Origin of the sequence: Bacteroides sp. 2201st1_D9_2201SCRN_220225, assembly GCF_040928965.1 — a bacterium.
Classification (GTDB): Bacteria; Bacteroidota; Bacteroidia; order Bacteroidales; family Bacteroidaceae; genus Bacteroides; species Bacteroides stercoris.
The window spans coordinates 46,704-59,215 of the sequence record NZ_JBCODG010000007.1 but is presented as its reverse complement, the minus strand read 5'-3'; the positions used below and the strand labels follow the sequence as shown (position 1 = coordinate 59,215).

Below are 12,512 nucleotides of genomic sequence, written 5' to 3'. Positions count from 1 at the left end.
AATGGAAAAGATAGACATTAGCCAAAGTGTAAAGACACTTGAGTTCGGGAGCAAATATGAAGCCCGTATCCAGCGGATATTCCGTGAGTTCGACATCAAGACCATCCGGGATTTGTGCCAATGGCCCGGAAAGGACTTGGTAAGGGTACGCGACATGGGTAGAAAAAGCATTGAGGAAATAGAGGATGTTCTGGAAAGATACAATCTCCGGTTGGGGATGCTCGGTAAGGAACTGGACGAATACGCCGGCATAGAAAGTTCCGTACAGGACGAGGAAGAAGAAGCGAAGTGGGAACAACGCAGGTACGAGATAGCCAAGGAGGTATTCATACATCACCGTCTGGTGGCAAATTCCGCCGTATATGAGGCCGACGAACTGATACGTGCACTAAGAGGCATGACGCGCCGTTGACGGGGGCTGTTTTTAACCGGGGAGGAATCCATGATGAAACGGCTGTCACTTATCCTTATGCTCCTGTCGCTCGTTGTCGTACAGCACATCCACGCGCAGTATTACAGCGTGAACTACGATGCGCGTACCGTGGCGGCAATGGCTACCGCTTTCGGTACGGAAGCCGTGGCGGAAAGCTATTACCGGGAGCAGGTCGATGACATACTCAAGCACTACAATGCGGCGGAAGTGGCCACGGCGGGGATTTTTGCCTCCAAGTTCTTGGAGCATAAAGCCTTTTCCGACCTCGGTATCTGGAACAGCAGTACGGAGAACTACTACTACCGCCGCATTTACCGTATGGTCTCGGAGAAAATCATACCCAAGATATGGGTGGTGGCTAAACTGATGCTCCGCTCACCGCAAACGGCTATCTACTGGGGCAGCTACCTGATGAAAATCTGTGACGAGACGAAAAGTCTGTGTATGCAGTTCGAGAGTGTAGTGACGAACAGCACGTTGGGCTTTTCGGACATCGTGTTTCTGGAAATCAACCGGAACATCGCCCCTCTACTGAAACTCTCGGAGATAGGCGACATCGACTGGCAGCACATGCTGGACGACATCGCCAGCGTGCCGGGCAATTTCACCAAGGAGAACCTGCAACACGACATCGACAACCTCTACAACATGGGCGTCGGTCTCGCCTCGGCAGGTATCGGGAATATCGGCGACGCCCTGCTGCAGACCAGTTCGTTCCACGAGCTGATGGGCGGCAGGGTCAGCAAGGTCATTGACCTGTATGACCATTACGGTGCGCTCTTCGAGCAGGCGGAGCATGACCTCGGCGGCCTGCTGATTGACATGGTGGGCGGTGAGGACAACGTGGCGGGACTGTTCGATTTCAGCAACTACGACCTTACCTCCTGGATGACGGACTATCTGGACGAGACGGCGGGAAACTACTACACGCAACGGTGGTATATCGCCCGGCGCGAGCAAGGGAGTATCGCCTTGTGCGACTACTACCCGCCGACGGACGATAACAGCATACTGAACGGCGGCGAATGGACGCGTTTCGAGACAACCGATCCCGACTTCTATCCCAATGCCTCGCAACGGGAGCAGGCGCTCGCCAATTCGGAACGGTATGCCGGTTGGTCGAGAAGCCGGGTACAGCAGCTCAACAACCAGAACGACGGCTATACCTATAGTATCAACTACTGGCAGAACGGCTATATCATCAGCCGGGGCGGCAAACAGACGAAGAAGGCATACGCCTACGAAATCCATGTGAAGAAAAGCTGGAACCGGGAAGAGGTCGTCTATGAAGAGGTGTTCGATTCCTACTCGATGGACCTGAACACGTTCAAAGCCGGGCTTAACGCCCGACTCTCGGAGTTCAACGACAACGAGGAAGGTTATACCTATTATATAGCTTCTGACGCGCGGAACTATTATCAGGCGACGGACGCCGCGAAATTGCAAGGCTGCGAGAGCGTGACCATCAGTGTAACCTGTTCGGACGGGGCTACGCTCGGTCAGGGCACGACGCAGTACAAGTGCCGAACGTGCGGCAAATCCCTGAACGCCCATTCAAAGGAGTGTGCCATGCAGACCACGGTCACGGAAAACGAACTGGACTTGTCCGAGCTGGACACCATGCTGCAGGAGGCAGAGAATCAGGTAGCCGCCATCCAGTCGCAAATCAACGCGTTGGAGAGCGAGAATGCCGACCTGCTGAAAAAAATCTCCGAGGCGAGCGTGGAAGATGCGGCGGTGTACCGACAGCAGTACAATGCGAACAAGACACAGATAGACCGCCTGAAAAGCGAGCTGTCCGAATGGCAGAAGAAACAACGGGAATACACCGATGCGAAAACCGAGGCGGCGGGCGATAACGACGTGGCGACGGACGACTACTACCGCATACCGGCCATCATGCAGGACTGCAAGACAGCTTACAGCCTGTCGTGGCAGGACGGCGGGGCGTGGAACGGCTACACCTATGTCCGTAAGGCGACCATGCCGAACATCAACGGGGTCATCACGTTCAAGGCGACGGTCTCGATAGCCCGCAAACCGAAATATTTCCTCGGTATCAAGATACACCGTGCCATCGTGCAGATCAGTTGGGAACTGACCACGGAATACACCGACACGTATGTGGCCGACGTGCTGACGCTCGACCCTAACCTGTCGGACGCGGAGAAAACGAAACTGGTGAACGACCGTATTGCGGAGATTGCACGGGAGCATCCTTCGTGCAAGATCACGACGGAATATGCCCGTACCCCACCATTGGAAGAGACTCCGACCGGGGAGGTGTACCATCTGCTGTGGTCGAGTGACCGGCTCGAAATCGCACGGGAAGTGGATTCCCGGATTACGATGATATATGCCGACCTCGTGTCGCTGGAGAAGATGATGCACTACAAACGGAGCATCATCGATGTGCTGAAAGACGTGCTGCCCGAATTGGATATGGACGAGGGACGCAGGCTGACGCTCGTGGAGGAATGCCACGAACGCTGGGTGGAGAATGCGCGAAACCTGCGGAGCGGAAACGGCAGGAACGGCAAAGACAGCGGAAAGGAGGTGCGGCCATGAAACGTGCCCTGCTGATGGCAGTCGTGCTGCTGGCACTTCTACCCGGCATTGCCAAGGCGCAATGGACGTTCGACATCGTGTCGGTAGAAGCCTACATCAACGACCACAAGAAGCAACGCAGTCTGCTGCTGGCCCGCAGTACGCTGGAATACAGCAACAAGCTGCTGCACGAGTACAGCCGCAAAGAGGTCGGCGAGTACAAGGAACTGAATGTGGACTTGGACCGCTACACCCGTGCCTTCGACGTCATCGACGTGATGTACCAGTCCTTGCGGACGGTGCTGAACGTGAAAAGCACCTATACGGCGGTCAGCGACCGTATCGGCGATTACAAGAGACTGCTGGAGGACTTCAACGATAGAATCGTGAAACGGGGGCGCATCGACCCCGGCGATGCCGTGATACTGGCCATCAACGAAAAGGCAATACGGGACATCGCCGATGACGGGAAACAGCTTTACAAATCGGTCAGTGACCTCGTGCTGTATGCCACAGGGGCGGCAGAATGTTCGACCTCCGACCTGCTGATGGTGCTGGAAGCGGTGAACACGTCGCTGGACGACATCGAGCGGCACCTGAACCGGGCGTATATCGAGACGTGGCGGTACATACAGGTACGTATCGGTTACTGGAAAGCGAAGATTTACCGTCCCAAGGTCAAGGAGATTATTGACGGGGCTTTCGGACGATGGCGCAAAGCGGGACGGCTGGATTATTAATGAACGATAAAAGGGAAAGAAGGCAAACCATCTACAGGTTGGAGTTTGACTTCCATGCCATCGACATCGGGAAATAAAAACAGAGAAAGAATTTTTAGTACGAACAAGCCTATTGGGATTATAACCAAGGGATAAAAAGACATTCAGATTGATGCAATGGAAAAGATTGTTTTTGCGAAAGACATTACGTTATATAAGGCCGATTGTCTTGAAGTAATGCCTTTTCTTCCGGAATCAAGTATCGACTTGGTTTTATGCGATCCCCCTTTTGGAATTACAGCTTCACAGTGGGATAAAATAATACCGTTCCCGGAAATGTGGAAAGAGATCAGGAGAGTCAGGAAAGAAAATGCACCTACGGTCTTATTTGGCAGCGAACCGTTCAGCAGCCTTCTACGCTGCGGCAATTTAGATGAATTTAAATATGACTGGGTTTGGGAAAAGTCAAAGGCAAGCAATTTTCTTCTCGCTAAAAAACAACCTCTAAAAGCACATGAGCTAATAAGTGTCTTTGGCAAAGGCAGCACCCCTTATTATCCAATCATGGAGGAAGGTGAGCCTTACGGGAACCGCACGAAGAGAGGAAGCAACTGGACAGGAATAAACAATGTACCCAATCCTACATTTAGGAATGAAAACAAAGGGACAAGGTATCCACGAAGTGTGATATACTTCAAGACAGCGGAATCGGAAGGCAAAACGATTCATGTCAACCAAAAGCCGATTGCATTATTGGAGTATCTGATAAAAACATACACAAAGGAAGGAGATACTGTCCTTGATTTTGCATCGGGGAGCATGAGCACCGCAATCGCCTGTATCTATACGAATAGAAAATGTATTTGCATTGAAAAAGACGAGACACATTTCTCGCTGGGAGAGAAACGGGTCAGGAATGAATACCAATATCTATGACTGTAAAGGAAACTCAAAAAAAAGTATGACTATACGATACAAATAACTGTAACATAACGAATAACCGGAAGTTTATATGAACAGAATACTCTTACTCATGGCAGTCGCAACTGCTGCAACGAGCGGTGTCAAGGCGCAGTCGGTTACTTACAACCATGATTCGCCGAAACAGAACCAGATTACGGTCATGGAGACCGGCACGGGCGCACTCTCGCCCGACCTCTATTACACGCTGCTGCACAACAAGTACAAGAAGTCGGCGGCAAGCAAGAACAAACTGTCGTTCCGCACGCTGGCGGGTGTCAATCTCTACAATCAGACGGATGAAGCGGAAGCCATCGACTCGGCATTGGTCAAGCGGGCCGAAATCGAGGCGCTGAACGTGGCCGACCGGCAGATCGACCTCGCATGGCTGGCCGAGGGCGATAAGATAAACGCTCAAATGGAGCGGTTTCAGTGCAACATAGACCGGATTCTCCTTGCCGGGGGCACAACGGACGACAGGGAGCGGTGGACGGAATACTACCACGTGTACCAGTGTGCCATCGACGCCACCAAGGACGCTTACATGCCCAACGCGCAACGAAAGAAAGAGTACCTGCGGATCTACGAGGACGTGGTACGGCAGAACGAGATTCTGGTCGGCTACCTTGCCCGAAGACAGAACGCCACAGTTGCGAACGGACTGCTGAATGCAACCGCCGACCGGAGACTGGACAAGGGCGGTATCGTCCGCGAGGCGATGGGCCGGTGGAACGAATCGCGTTTCGCTGTGCGAGGAGCGCAATCGGGCGGTGACACGGATACGGGAAACGGAGACGAGACGGTAAAGAACTAAAAACACACAACGTATGGCAGACGGAAATATTCTTTCGGATTTCGGTATCGACCTCTTGGAAGAGGAAATCGACGACGTGATTTTTCAGACCAACGAGTTCCTGACCGATGCGACCTTTACCGGCTCGCAAGGTCCATTCTGGTGGATTCTTCAAATGTGCATGGCACTGGCCGCCCTATTCGCCATCATCATGGCGGCAGGCATGGCGTACAAGATGATGGTCAAACACGAGCCGCTGGACGTGATGAAACTCTTCCGGCCGTTGGCCGTGTCGCTTATCCTCTGCTGGTGGTATCCTCCGGCAGATACGGGCATGGCAAACAGCGGGAGCAACTGGTGCTTTTTGGACTTCCTCTCCTACATACCGAACTGTGTCGGCAGTTACACCCATGACCTGTACGAGGCCGAAGCCTCGCAAATCTCGGACAAGTTCGAGGAGGTGCAGGAATTGATTTACGTGCGAGACACGATGTACACTGCCCTGCAGGCACAGGCCGATGTCGCCCATACGGGTACGTCGGACCCAAACCTTATCGAGGCGACGATGGAACAGACGGGTGTGGACGAGGTAACGAACATGGAGAAGGATGCGGCGAAGCTGTGGTTCACCTCGCTGACTTCGGGTGTCATCGTGGGAATAGACAAAATCATCATGCTTATCGCCTTGGTGGTGTTCCGTATCGGTTGGTGGGCGACAAGATATAAAATTATATAATAAACTGATTTACTATATTTTATAGCGTGTATAAAAAAGTAGTTTTGTAATTTAGTACCATTTTAGCATCACTATTTAGCCATCGTAAATAGAATCAAGAGATGGCGCAAATGGCATAGGACAATTAACTTCTTTGGCTGCATAATCCACATTCGTTTACCGTCCTCAAATCAGTCAACACCTTCCGGAGATAATCAGACGGTTAATTTATAACCACAACAAATAGATATTCACTGATTTTATATTTGTATTGCGTAGTTTTTCTACAATAATCGTATTTATAATTTGTTGTATGAGATTTTATTTGTATCTTTGCACCATACAATAGATAAAATCAACGATTATGATAGCAGAGTTCAGCATTGAGAATTTTTTCTCCATTAAGTCGGTTCAGAAAATCAGTTTTGAACCATCGGCAGATACTTTTATGTCTGATGAGTACTCGTATGAAGTTAAGGACGGTGTAAGATTACTGAAAGTGGGCATCATCTATGGTGCTAACGCTTCCGGTAAAACGAATATATTAAATGCCATTGAATTCTTCAAGATGCTGGTTTTGAGAATGCCTAAAGACAGGACTGAGAAAACCGGAGTTGTCCCTTTCATGTTGGATGACACCTCAAGGAACGAGAAGACAAAGATGTCAATGGTGTTCTATATCAACCAGTCGAAGTACATCCTTAGTTTTGAATTGGACGCAAAGCATATCTATTCCGAGACATTGATTGTTTATGATTCCATTCGCCCGACCAAGCTGTACAACCGAAGTTATGATGCCGCAACAGATTCCACGACCATTGACTTTGGCGTAAATCTGAAAATGACGAAGAAAAGCCAGGATGTGATTTCCGGCAACACTATCAATAATTGCAGTGTGCTTGCCGCGTTTGGCAAAAGCAACGTGGAACGGACAAGGCTGAATGATGTGTACGATTATTTTGCCAAGCAGGTAAAAGATGTATTGGCTCCCGGTATGTTGCTTTCGGGATATGTCAAATCACGATTGGATAAAGACGAGGCAGGAGATTTGAAGAAATTCATTTTAAATTTCCTGAAAGCGTCCGATTTCAATATAGAAGATGTGGTATTAAACGAAGAGGAAGAGCTGATTACCCCTGAATTGGAACAACTGATTCAGAATGCCCCTATTGATAAAGATGCAAAGGCTGAAATGCTTAGAAAGGGGAAAATTACAAATACGGAATTGACCTTCAGGCATAAGGCAGGCGATAAAGTATATGATTTGTCGGAAGAATACGAGTCCAATGGCACCATGAGGTTCTTGGGAATGGCGGTGATACTGAATTTCTTGTTAAAGACCAATCGGTTTGTGCCCATTGATGAAGTGGAGACAAGTATTCATTATGAACTGTTGGCTTATTTCCTGAAAGTCTTTCTGGCAAATAGTAGTGGAACATCCCAAATGCTTCTGACCACACACGACATCAATCTTCTCAACGAGGATTTTATTCGCCGTGATACGATATGGTTCACCGACAAAGACGAACTTGGCGAAACTAAAATAGTACGCCTATCTTCTTTGGGACTGCATAAGAATCTTTCCCCATACAATGCTTACAAGCAGGGAAAATTGGTAAAGTTGCCGTTCTTGGGTAGTCAGTATATCAACCTGAATGACTAATGATATGGGACGGACAGTAACAAAAAGTATCGCCATCATAGGCGAAGGAGAAACGGAATGGTTCTATTTCGATTCTCTGAGAATTGCGTGTCGCTATCCTTTCAAGGTCGCTCCGGATTTTCCGCAGCACAGCGACATCAATCATATACTGAAACTGGTGGAATCTTACTTGAACAAGCAATATGATTATATTGTATGCCTGTTTGATATGGACAGGCTGTATCAATATCCTTCCGAAATGCAACTGTACCAACGAGCAAAGAAAGAGTATAGCAAGAAAAAATATGCCGGAAAGATTATGTTTGTAGAGACGAATCCTTGTACGGAATTTTGGTTCTTACTCCACTTCTTACCAAATGTAGTTTGTCGGCAATACGAAAGTTACGAACAATTGCTTCCCGAATTGCAGAAATATATGCCGGGATATGAAAAGACAAAACGATATTTCATACGCACCAACCTCTATAAATACCTGACAGAGAATGGTGATTTGGAACGAGCTATATCAAACTCAGAAAAGTTATGCCAACTCTGCAAGGAATCGCCAGAGGATTTGAAGGCATATTCGGAGGTACATAAGGTGATAAGATTGCTCAATGAAATAGAGTTATAGATTTAACATTTACAAAAGCAAGTAGCGCATGAAAATACAATCTGTTCATATTAGGAATTACCGAAAATTGAAAAATTGTCATATAGATTTTGACGAGAAGAAAACAGTTTTAGTTGGTGCAAATAATAGTGGCAAGACTTCCGCTATTAGTGCTATTGTTTGGTTTCTAAAAAACACAGATAGATTCACTTTAAAAGAGTTTACCGCAACAAATTGGGCAGCAATTAATGAGATTGGCGAGAAATGGCTCGAACATGATTCTGTAGATGAAGCATTATTGGATTCTCATCAATGGGATAACATTGTGCCATCAATGGATGTTTGGATAAATGTCGAAGATGGAGAACAATATCGAGTAAATCACTTGATACCATCACTTAGTTCTTGGGATGGTAAAAAGGTTGGTGTCCGTGGACAATATGAACCCAAAGATGTAAAAAAGCTCTACACTGTTTACAAGGATGCCAAAATAAAGGCAAAAACTTTAGAGGGTACTGAAGAATGGGAGAAAGCTGGCTCTCCAGATTTATATCCAAAAAATTTATGCGATTTTTTAGGCAAAGGTCTAAATCTTAGAGAGTATTTTGATGTGAAATACTACATCATAGATCCTTCTCTTGATCCTGATAACGAAGACGAAGTGCAATCAACGCCAGACAATGAGATAGGCAACAATCCACTTGACGGACTAATCAAAGTAGATACTATACTGGCATCAAGAGATTTTTCAGATCCGGAAGGACAAACAGACAGTGATATAGATACGTTGTCTAAACAGTTTCAACAGTACTATAAGAGCAGTGGGCAAGAAGATGAGGAATTGACTTGTGAAGGGTTGAAACTCCTTGGAGGTATTGTAACAGCGAACAAAACATATGATGAAAAATTAAAAAAGACTTTTGAGGTTCCTGTTGGAGAATTGAAGAACATCAATTACCCTGGATTCCAGAATCCAGAGATAAGAATACGAAGTAAGATTCAGATTGAGGAATCCATAAAACATGACTCAGCAGTTCAATTTGCTATTCAAGGTATGGAGGAATTAGTACTTCCTGAGAAGTACAATGGGCTTGGTTATAGAAATCTTATCTCTATTTATTTGAAGTTGATTGACTTCAGGGAAAAATGGCTGAAAGAATTAAGTGAAGGAATGAATATTGAGCCTATTCATATAGTGTTTGTAGAGGAACCAGAAGCGCATTTACATGCCCAAGCACAACAAGTATTTGTAAAGAAAGCTTTTGAAGCCTTGTGTAACAATAAACTAATTGAAGAAAATCCTTGGCTAAGCACACAACTTGTGTTAAGTACGCATTCAAATCATGTTGTCAACGAACTTGACTTGAATTGTATGCGCTACTTCAAACGAGTAATAGATGTTGGCGAAAAGATACCTGTTTCAAAAGTTGTAAACTTATCTAGTACATTCGGAACAGACGATGAAACAAAGCAATTTGTAACAAGATATATACGTTTAACTCACTGCGATATATTCTTCTCGGATGCTGTTATTTTTGTTGAAGGCCCTGCGGAAAAGATACTTGTTCCCAGCTTTCTCGCAAAATCCGGATTAGATTCTTATTATATTTCTGTTATAGAGGTAAATGGTCGTCATGCGCATAGTTTCCGTAAACTTATTGAAAAAATTGGAATTGCAACCTTGATTGTGACGGATATAGATGCGACTGACACAAAAATAGAAGACGGAAAAGAAAAACATCCGTCCGTGATTACAGCCAAAGGAAATGATTATAAGACAGGTAATCCCTCCATTAAAAGTTGGCTTTCAGGAAAAGAACAAATAGACGATTTGTTGGCATTGGATGGAAAAGAAAAGTTTGTGAATAATGTAAGGATAGCATTCCAAACACCGGTAAACGTCAAGTGGGATAAGAATAAAGATGACTTGACTGAAGTATGTCCTTATACATTTGAAGATGCATTGATATTTACCAATCTTGAATTATTTCGACAGGAAGGGTTAAAGAAAATGGGTACTATTACCACAATAGCGAATCTGTTGAAACATAGTAATTCTGCTAATGAATTACAAAATAAGATATTTAAAAAGTTGGAAAGCAAGAGTGGTTTTCAGAAGGCTGACTTTGCTATTTCTCTGCTTTATAAAGACGATTTTGTCGATTTGGTTGCCCCAGTATATATTCAGGAAGGGCTTGAATGGATGAAGTCATATTTGGATTCTAATGGAAACAGAAATGGAGAATAATATAGACTTTCAAGTAGATGAGACACTAGAAAAGTGCATTCTTTCAACACCGCGTAAAAGTTTCTTTCTTTTTGCTGGAGCAGGCTCAGGGAAGACTTACTCTTTGGTTTTTCTTTTGAAAAAAATACATAATAGTATTGGTAAAGACCTTTTGTTGCAAGGAAAGAATGTAGCTGTTATTACCTTTACGAATGCTGCCACAGATGAAATAATCAACCGATTGGATTATAGTCCTATTTTTCATATTTCAACAATTCATAGTTTTGTTTGGGATGTTATAAAGTATTATCAGGCAGATATAAAAAGATTGTATTGTTTTTATATTGAAGAAGATTTAAAAGCGTTGGAAAAGAAGTTAGAAGAAACAGAAAAAAAGACTACCAAAACATATCTTTCCAACGTAGAAAAGTTTGAATACCAGAAAGAACGGTTAGCAAAAGCGCAGATAATAGAAAAGTTTGTGTATAATCCCAATGGCAGTAATCCTGAATATAATGCATTGAAGCATGCTGAGGTTATTAAAATATCTGCTCAAATGATTCTTGAGAACAAAATGTTACAGCGAATCATAGCACAACGATATCCGATACTATTGATTGATGAGAGTCAAGATACGAAAAAAGAACTAATTGATACTTTCTTTGAAATTCAAAGAAACTTTGCTGATATCTTTACTTTAGGTTTACTTGGAGATCAGAAGCAACGAATTTATGCAGATGGGAAGGAGAATATAGAAGATTCTATTCCTATCGGGTGGGAGAAGCCGGTAAAGAGGATGAATTATCGCTGTGCTAAACGGATAATCCAGTTGGCTAACAATATTGGAAAGGATATTGATATTCATGCAGAACAAAGACCGCGTGAAGATGCTAATGATGGTTTGATTAGGCTTTTTGTTATACAACAACGTGAGGGACTAAATAAAGATGAAATAGAGCAAAATGTGATGAGGATTATGAGTGAGCAAACCCAAGATGCAAAATGGACGACCATAGGTACTGAAGTTAAAGTTCTAACATTGGAACACATGATGGCTGCACGAAGGTTAGGATTTTCTCGTTTTTTTGCTCCACTTTATAAAGTTTCAAAATATCAGATGACATTCCTCCAGGGTTCTGTATCAGAAATAGAATTTTTCACAAAGGAAGTGCTACCAATTGCAGAATCTATAAAAGAAGATGGACGAGTTGCTTTAGAGATTTTGAAAAAATACTCGCCATTATTGAGCGGACAGAATACAGAAAAACCATATGAACTTTATTTGAAATGCAGAGAAGAAGCAATAAAGGTTGCTAATCTTGTAAATGAGAATGGAACTATCCGTGTCGTGGTAGATGAAATTATAAAATCTCAACTATTAACAGTACCGGATGTTGTAAGACAAGCGTATATGTTGAGCCCATCGGACATAGAAGATACAGTAGAAGAAGAACTACGTGCCTGGGTAGAAGTAATGGATTTACCAATTAACATGGTACGCAGCTATGATGATTATGTGAACCACCGTTCACAATTCGATACACACCAAGGGGTTAAAGGTCTCGAATTTGATCGAGTAATGGTTATTATAGATGATTCTGAAATAAAAGGATTCTTATTTAGCTATGACAAACTATTTGGTGTTAAAGATTTATCTAATGTAGATTTGAAAAATAGAGAAAATGGTAAGGAAACCTCCATTGAACGAACTCAAAGATTATTTTATGTTACATGTACTAGAGCAAAGAACTCATTGGCTGTTGTGATGTATACAAATAATCCAGAGAGAGTAAAAACTGAAACTATCAGAAAAGGCTGGTTTGAAGAGAATGAAATTATTGTAATGTAATATTGGGATAATAT

General features: G+C 44.5%; 9 protein-coding genes and 1 pseudogene. All 10 read left to right on the top strand.

Translation table 11 applies throughout. The annotated features are described in order from the left end of the window. The first annotated feature begins 1 nt into the window (after position 1). The 10 genes and pseudogenes from AB5903_RS03590 to AB5903_RS03545 all read left to right on the top strand — a co-directional run bounded on the left by AB5903_RS03590 (position 2) and on the right by AB5903_RS03545 (position 12,498). Positions 2 to 412, top strand: a complete 411-nt coding sequence (locus tag AB5903_RS03590; protein WP_149923443.1) for a DNA-directed RNA polymerase subunit alpha C-terminal domain-containing protein — start codon at positions 2 to 4, stop codon at positions 410 to 412. A gap of 33 nt (positions 413 to 445) precedes the next feature. Then, positions 446 to 3,001 carry a hypothetical protein gene (locus AB5903_RS03585; protein ID WP_192910180.1) on the top strand — a complete coding sequence of 852 codons (2,556 nt, stop codon included), beginning with the start codon at positions 446 to 448 and terminating at the stop codon, positions 2,999 to 3,001. Beyond that, the gene (locus AB5903_RS03580; protein WP_007569256.1) at positions 2,998 to 3,720 is read left to right on the top strand and encodes a hypothetical protein; all 723 of its coding nucleotides are present in this window, start codon (positions 2,998 to 3,000) and stop codon (positions 3,718 to 3,720) included. Before AB5903_RS03585 ends, AB5903_RS03580 begins: the two co-directional genes overlap by 4 nt. 156 nt (positions 3,721 to 3,876) lie before the next feature. Continuing rightward, positions 3,877 to 4,635: a site-specific DNA-methyltransferase gene (locus AB5903_RS03575; RefSeq protein WP_149923445.1), complete on the top strand. Its 759-nt coding sequence runs from the start codon at positions 3,877 to 3,879 to the stop codon at positions 4,633 to 4,635. Positions 4,636 to 4,711: 76 nt separating this feature from the next. Further along, entirely contained in the window at positions 4,712 to 5,473 is a 762-nt protein-coding gene (locus tag AB5903_RS03570; protein ID WP_149923446.1) for a DUF5045 domain-containing protein, read from the top strand. 13 nt (positions 5,474 to 5,486) lie between these two features. After that, positions 5,487 to 6,170: pseudogene (locus AB5903_RS03565) on the top strand (hypothetical protein); the annotation flags it as partial. Positions 6,171 to 6,531: 361 nt separating this feature from the next. Continuing rightward, positions 6,532 to 7,830 (top strand): ATP/GTP-binding protein, encoded by a 1,299-nt coding sequence (locus tag AB5903_RS03560; protein ID WP_272194188.1) that lies wholly within the window; start codon positions 6,532 to 6,534, stop codon positions 7,828 to 7,830. A gap of 4 nt (positions 7,831 to 7,834) precedes the next feature. Further along, a complete protein-coding gene (locus AB5903_RS03555) occupies positions 7,835 to 8,443 on the top strand; it encodes an RloB family protein (RefSeq protein WP_272194187.1) in 609 nt (202 codons plus the stop codon). 28 nt (positions 8,444 to 8,471) lie between these two features. Beyond that, complete coding sequence (locus AB5903_RS03550; RefSeq protein ID WP_272194186.1) at positions 8,472 to 10,670, top strand: ATP-dependent endonuclease; 2,199 nt, start codon at positions 8,472 to 8,474, stop codon at positions 10,668 to 10,670. Next, complete coding sequence (locus AB5903_RS03545) at positions 10,648 to 12,498, top strand: UvrD-helicase domain-containing protein (RefSeq protein WP_272194185.1); 1,851 nt, start codon at positions 10,648 to 10,650, stop codon at positions 12,496 to 12,498. The genes AB5903_RS03550 and AB5903_RS03545 overlap by 23 nt, the downstream gene beginning before the upstream one ends. Positions 12,499 to 12,512 lie beyond the last annotated feature (14 nt).

Coding starts and splice junctions, on each gene's coding strand:
- AB5903_RS03590 (WP_149923443.1), top strand. CDS start 2: ATGGAAAAGATAGACATTAGCCAAAGTGTAAAGACACTTGAGTTCGGG.
- AB5903_RS03585 (WP_192910180.1), top strand. CDS start 446: ATGAAACGGCTGTCACTTATCCTTATGCTCCTGTCGCTCGTTGTCGTA.
- AB5903_RS03560 (WP_272194188.1), top strand. CDS start 6,532: ATGATAGCAGAGTTCAGCATTGAGAATTTTTTCTCCATTAAGTCGGTT.
- AB5903_RS03555 (WP_272194187.1), top strand. CDS start 7,835: ATGGGACGGACAGTAACAAAAAGTATCGCCATCATAGGCGAAGGAGAA.
- AB5903_RS03575 (WP_149923445.1), top strand. CDS start 3,877: ATGGAAAAGATTGTTTTTGCGAAAGACATTACGTTATATAAGGCCGAT.
- AB5903_RS03550 (WP_272194186.1), top strand. CDS start 8,472: ATGAAAATACAATCTGTTCATATTAGGAATTACCGAAAATTGAAAAAT.
- AB5903_RS03570 (WP_149923446.1), top strand. CDS start 4,712: ATGAACAGAATACTCTTACTCATGGCAGTCGCAACTGCTGCAACGAGC.
- AB5903_RS03545 (WP_272194185.1), top strand. CDS start 10,648: ATGGAAACAGAAATGGAGAATAATATAGACTTTCAAGTAGATGAGACA.
- AB5903_RS03580 (WP_007569256.1), top strand. CDS start 2,998: ATGAAACGTGCCCTGCTGATGGCAGTCGTGCTGCTGGCACTTCTACCC.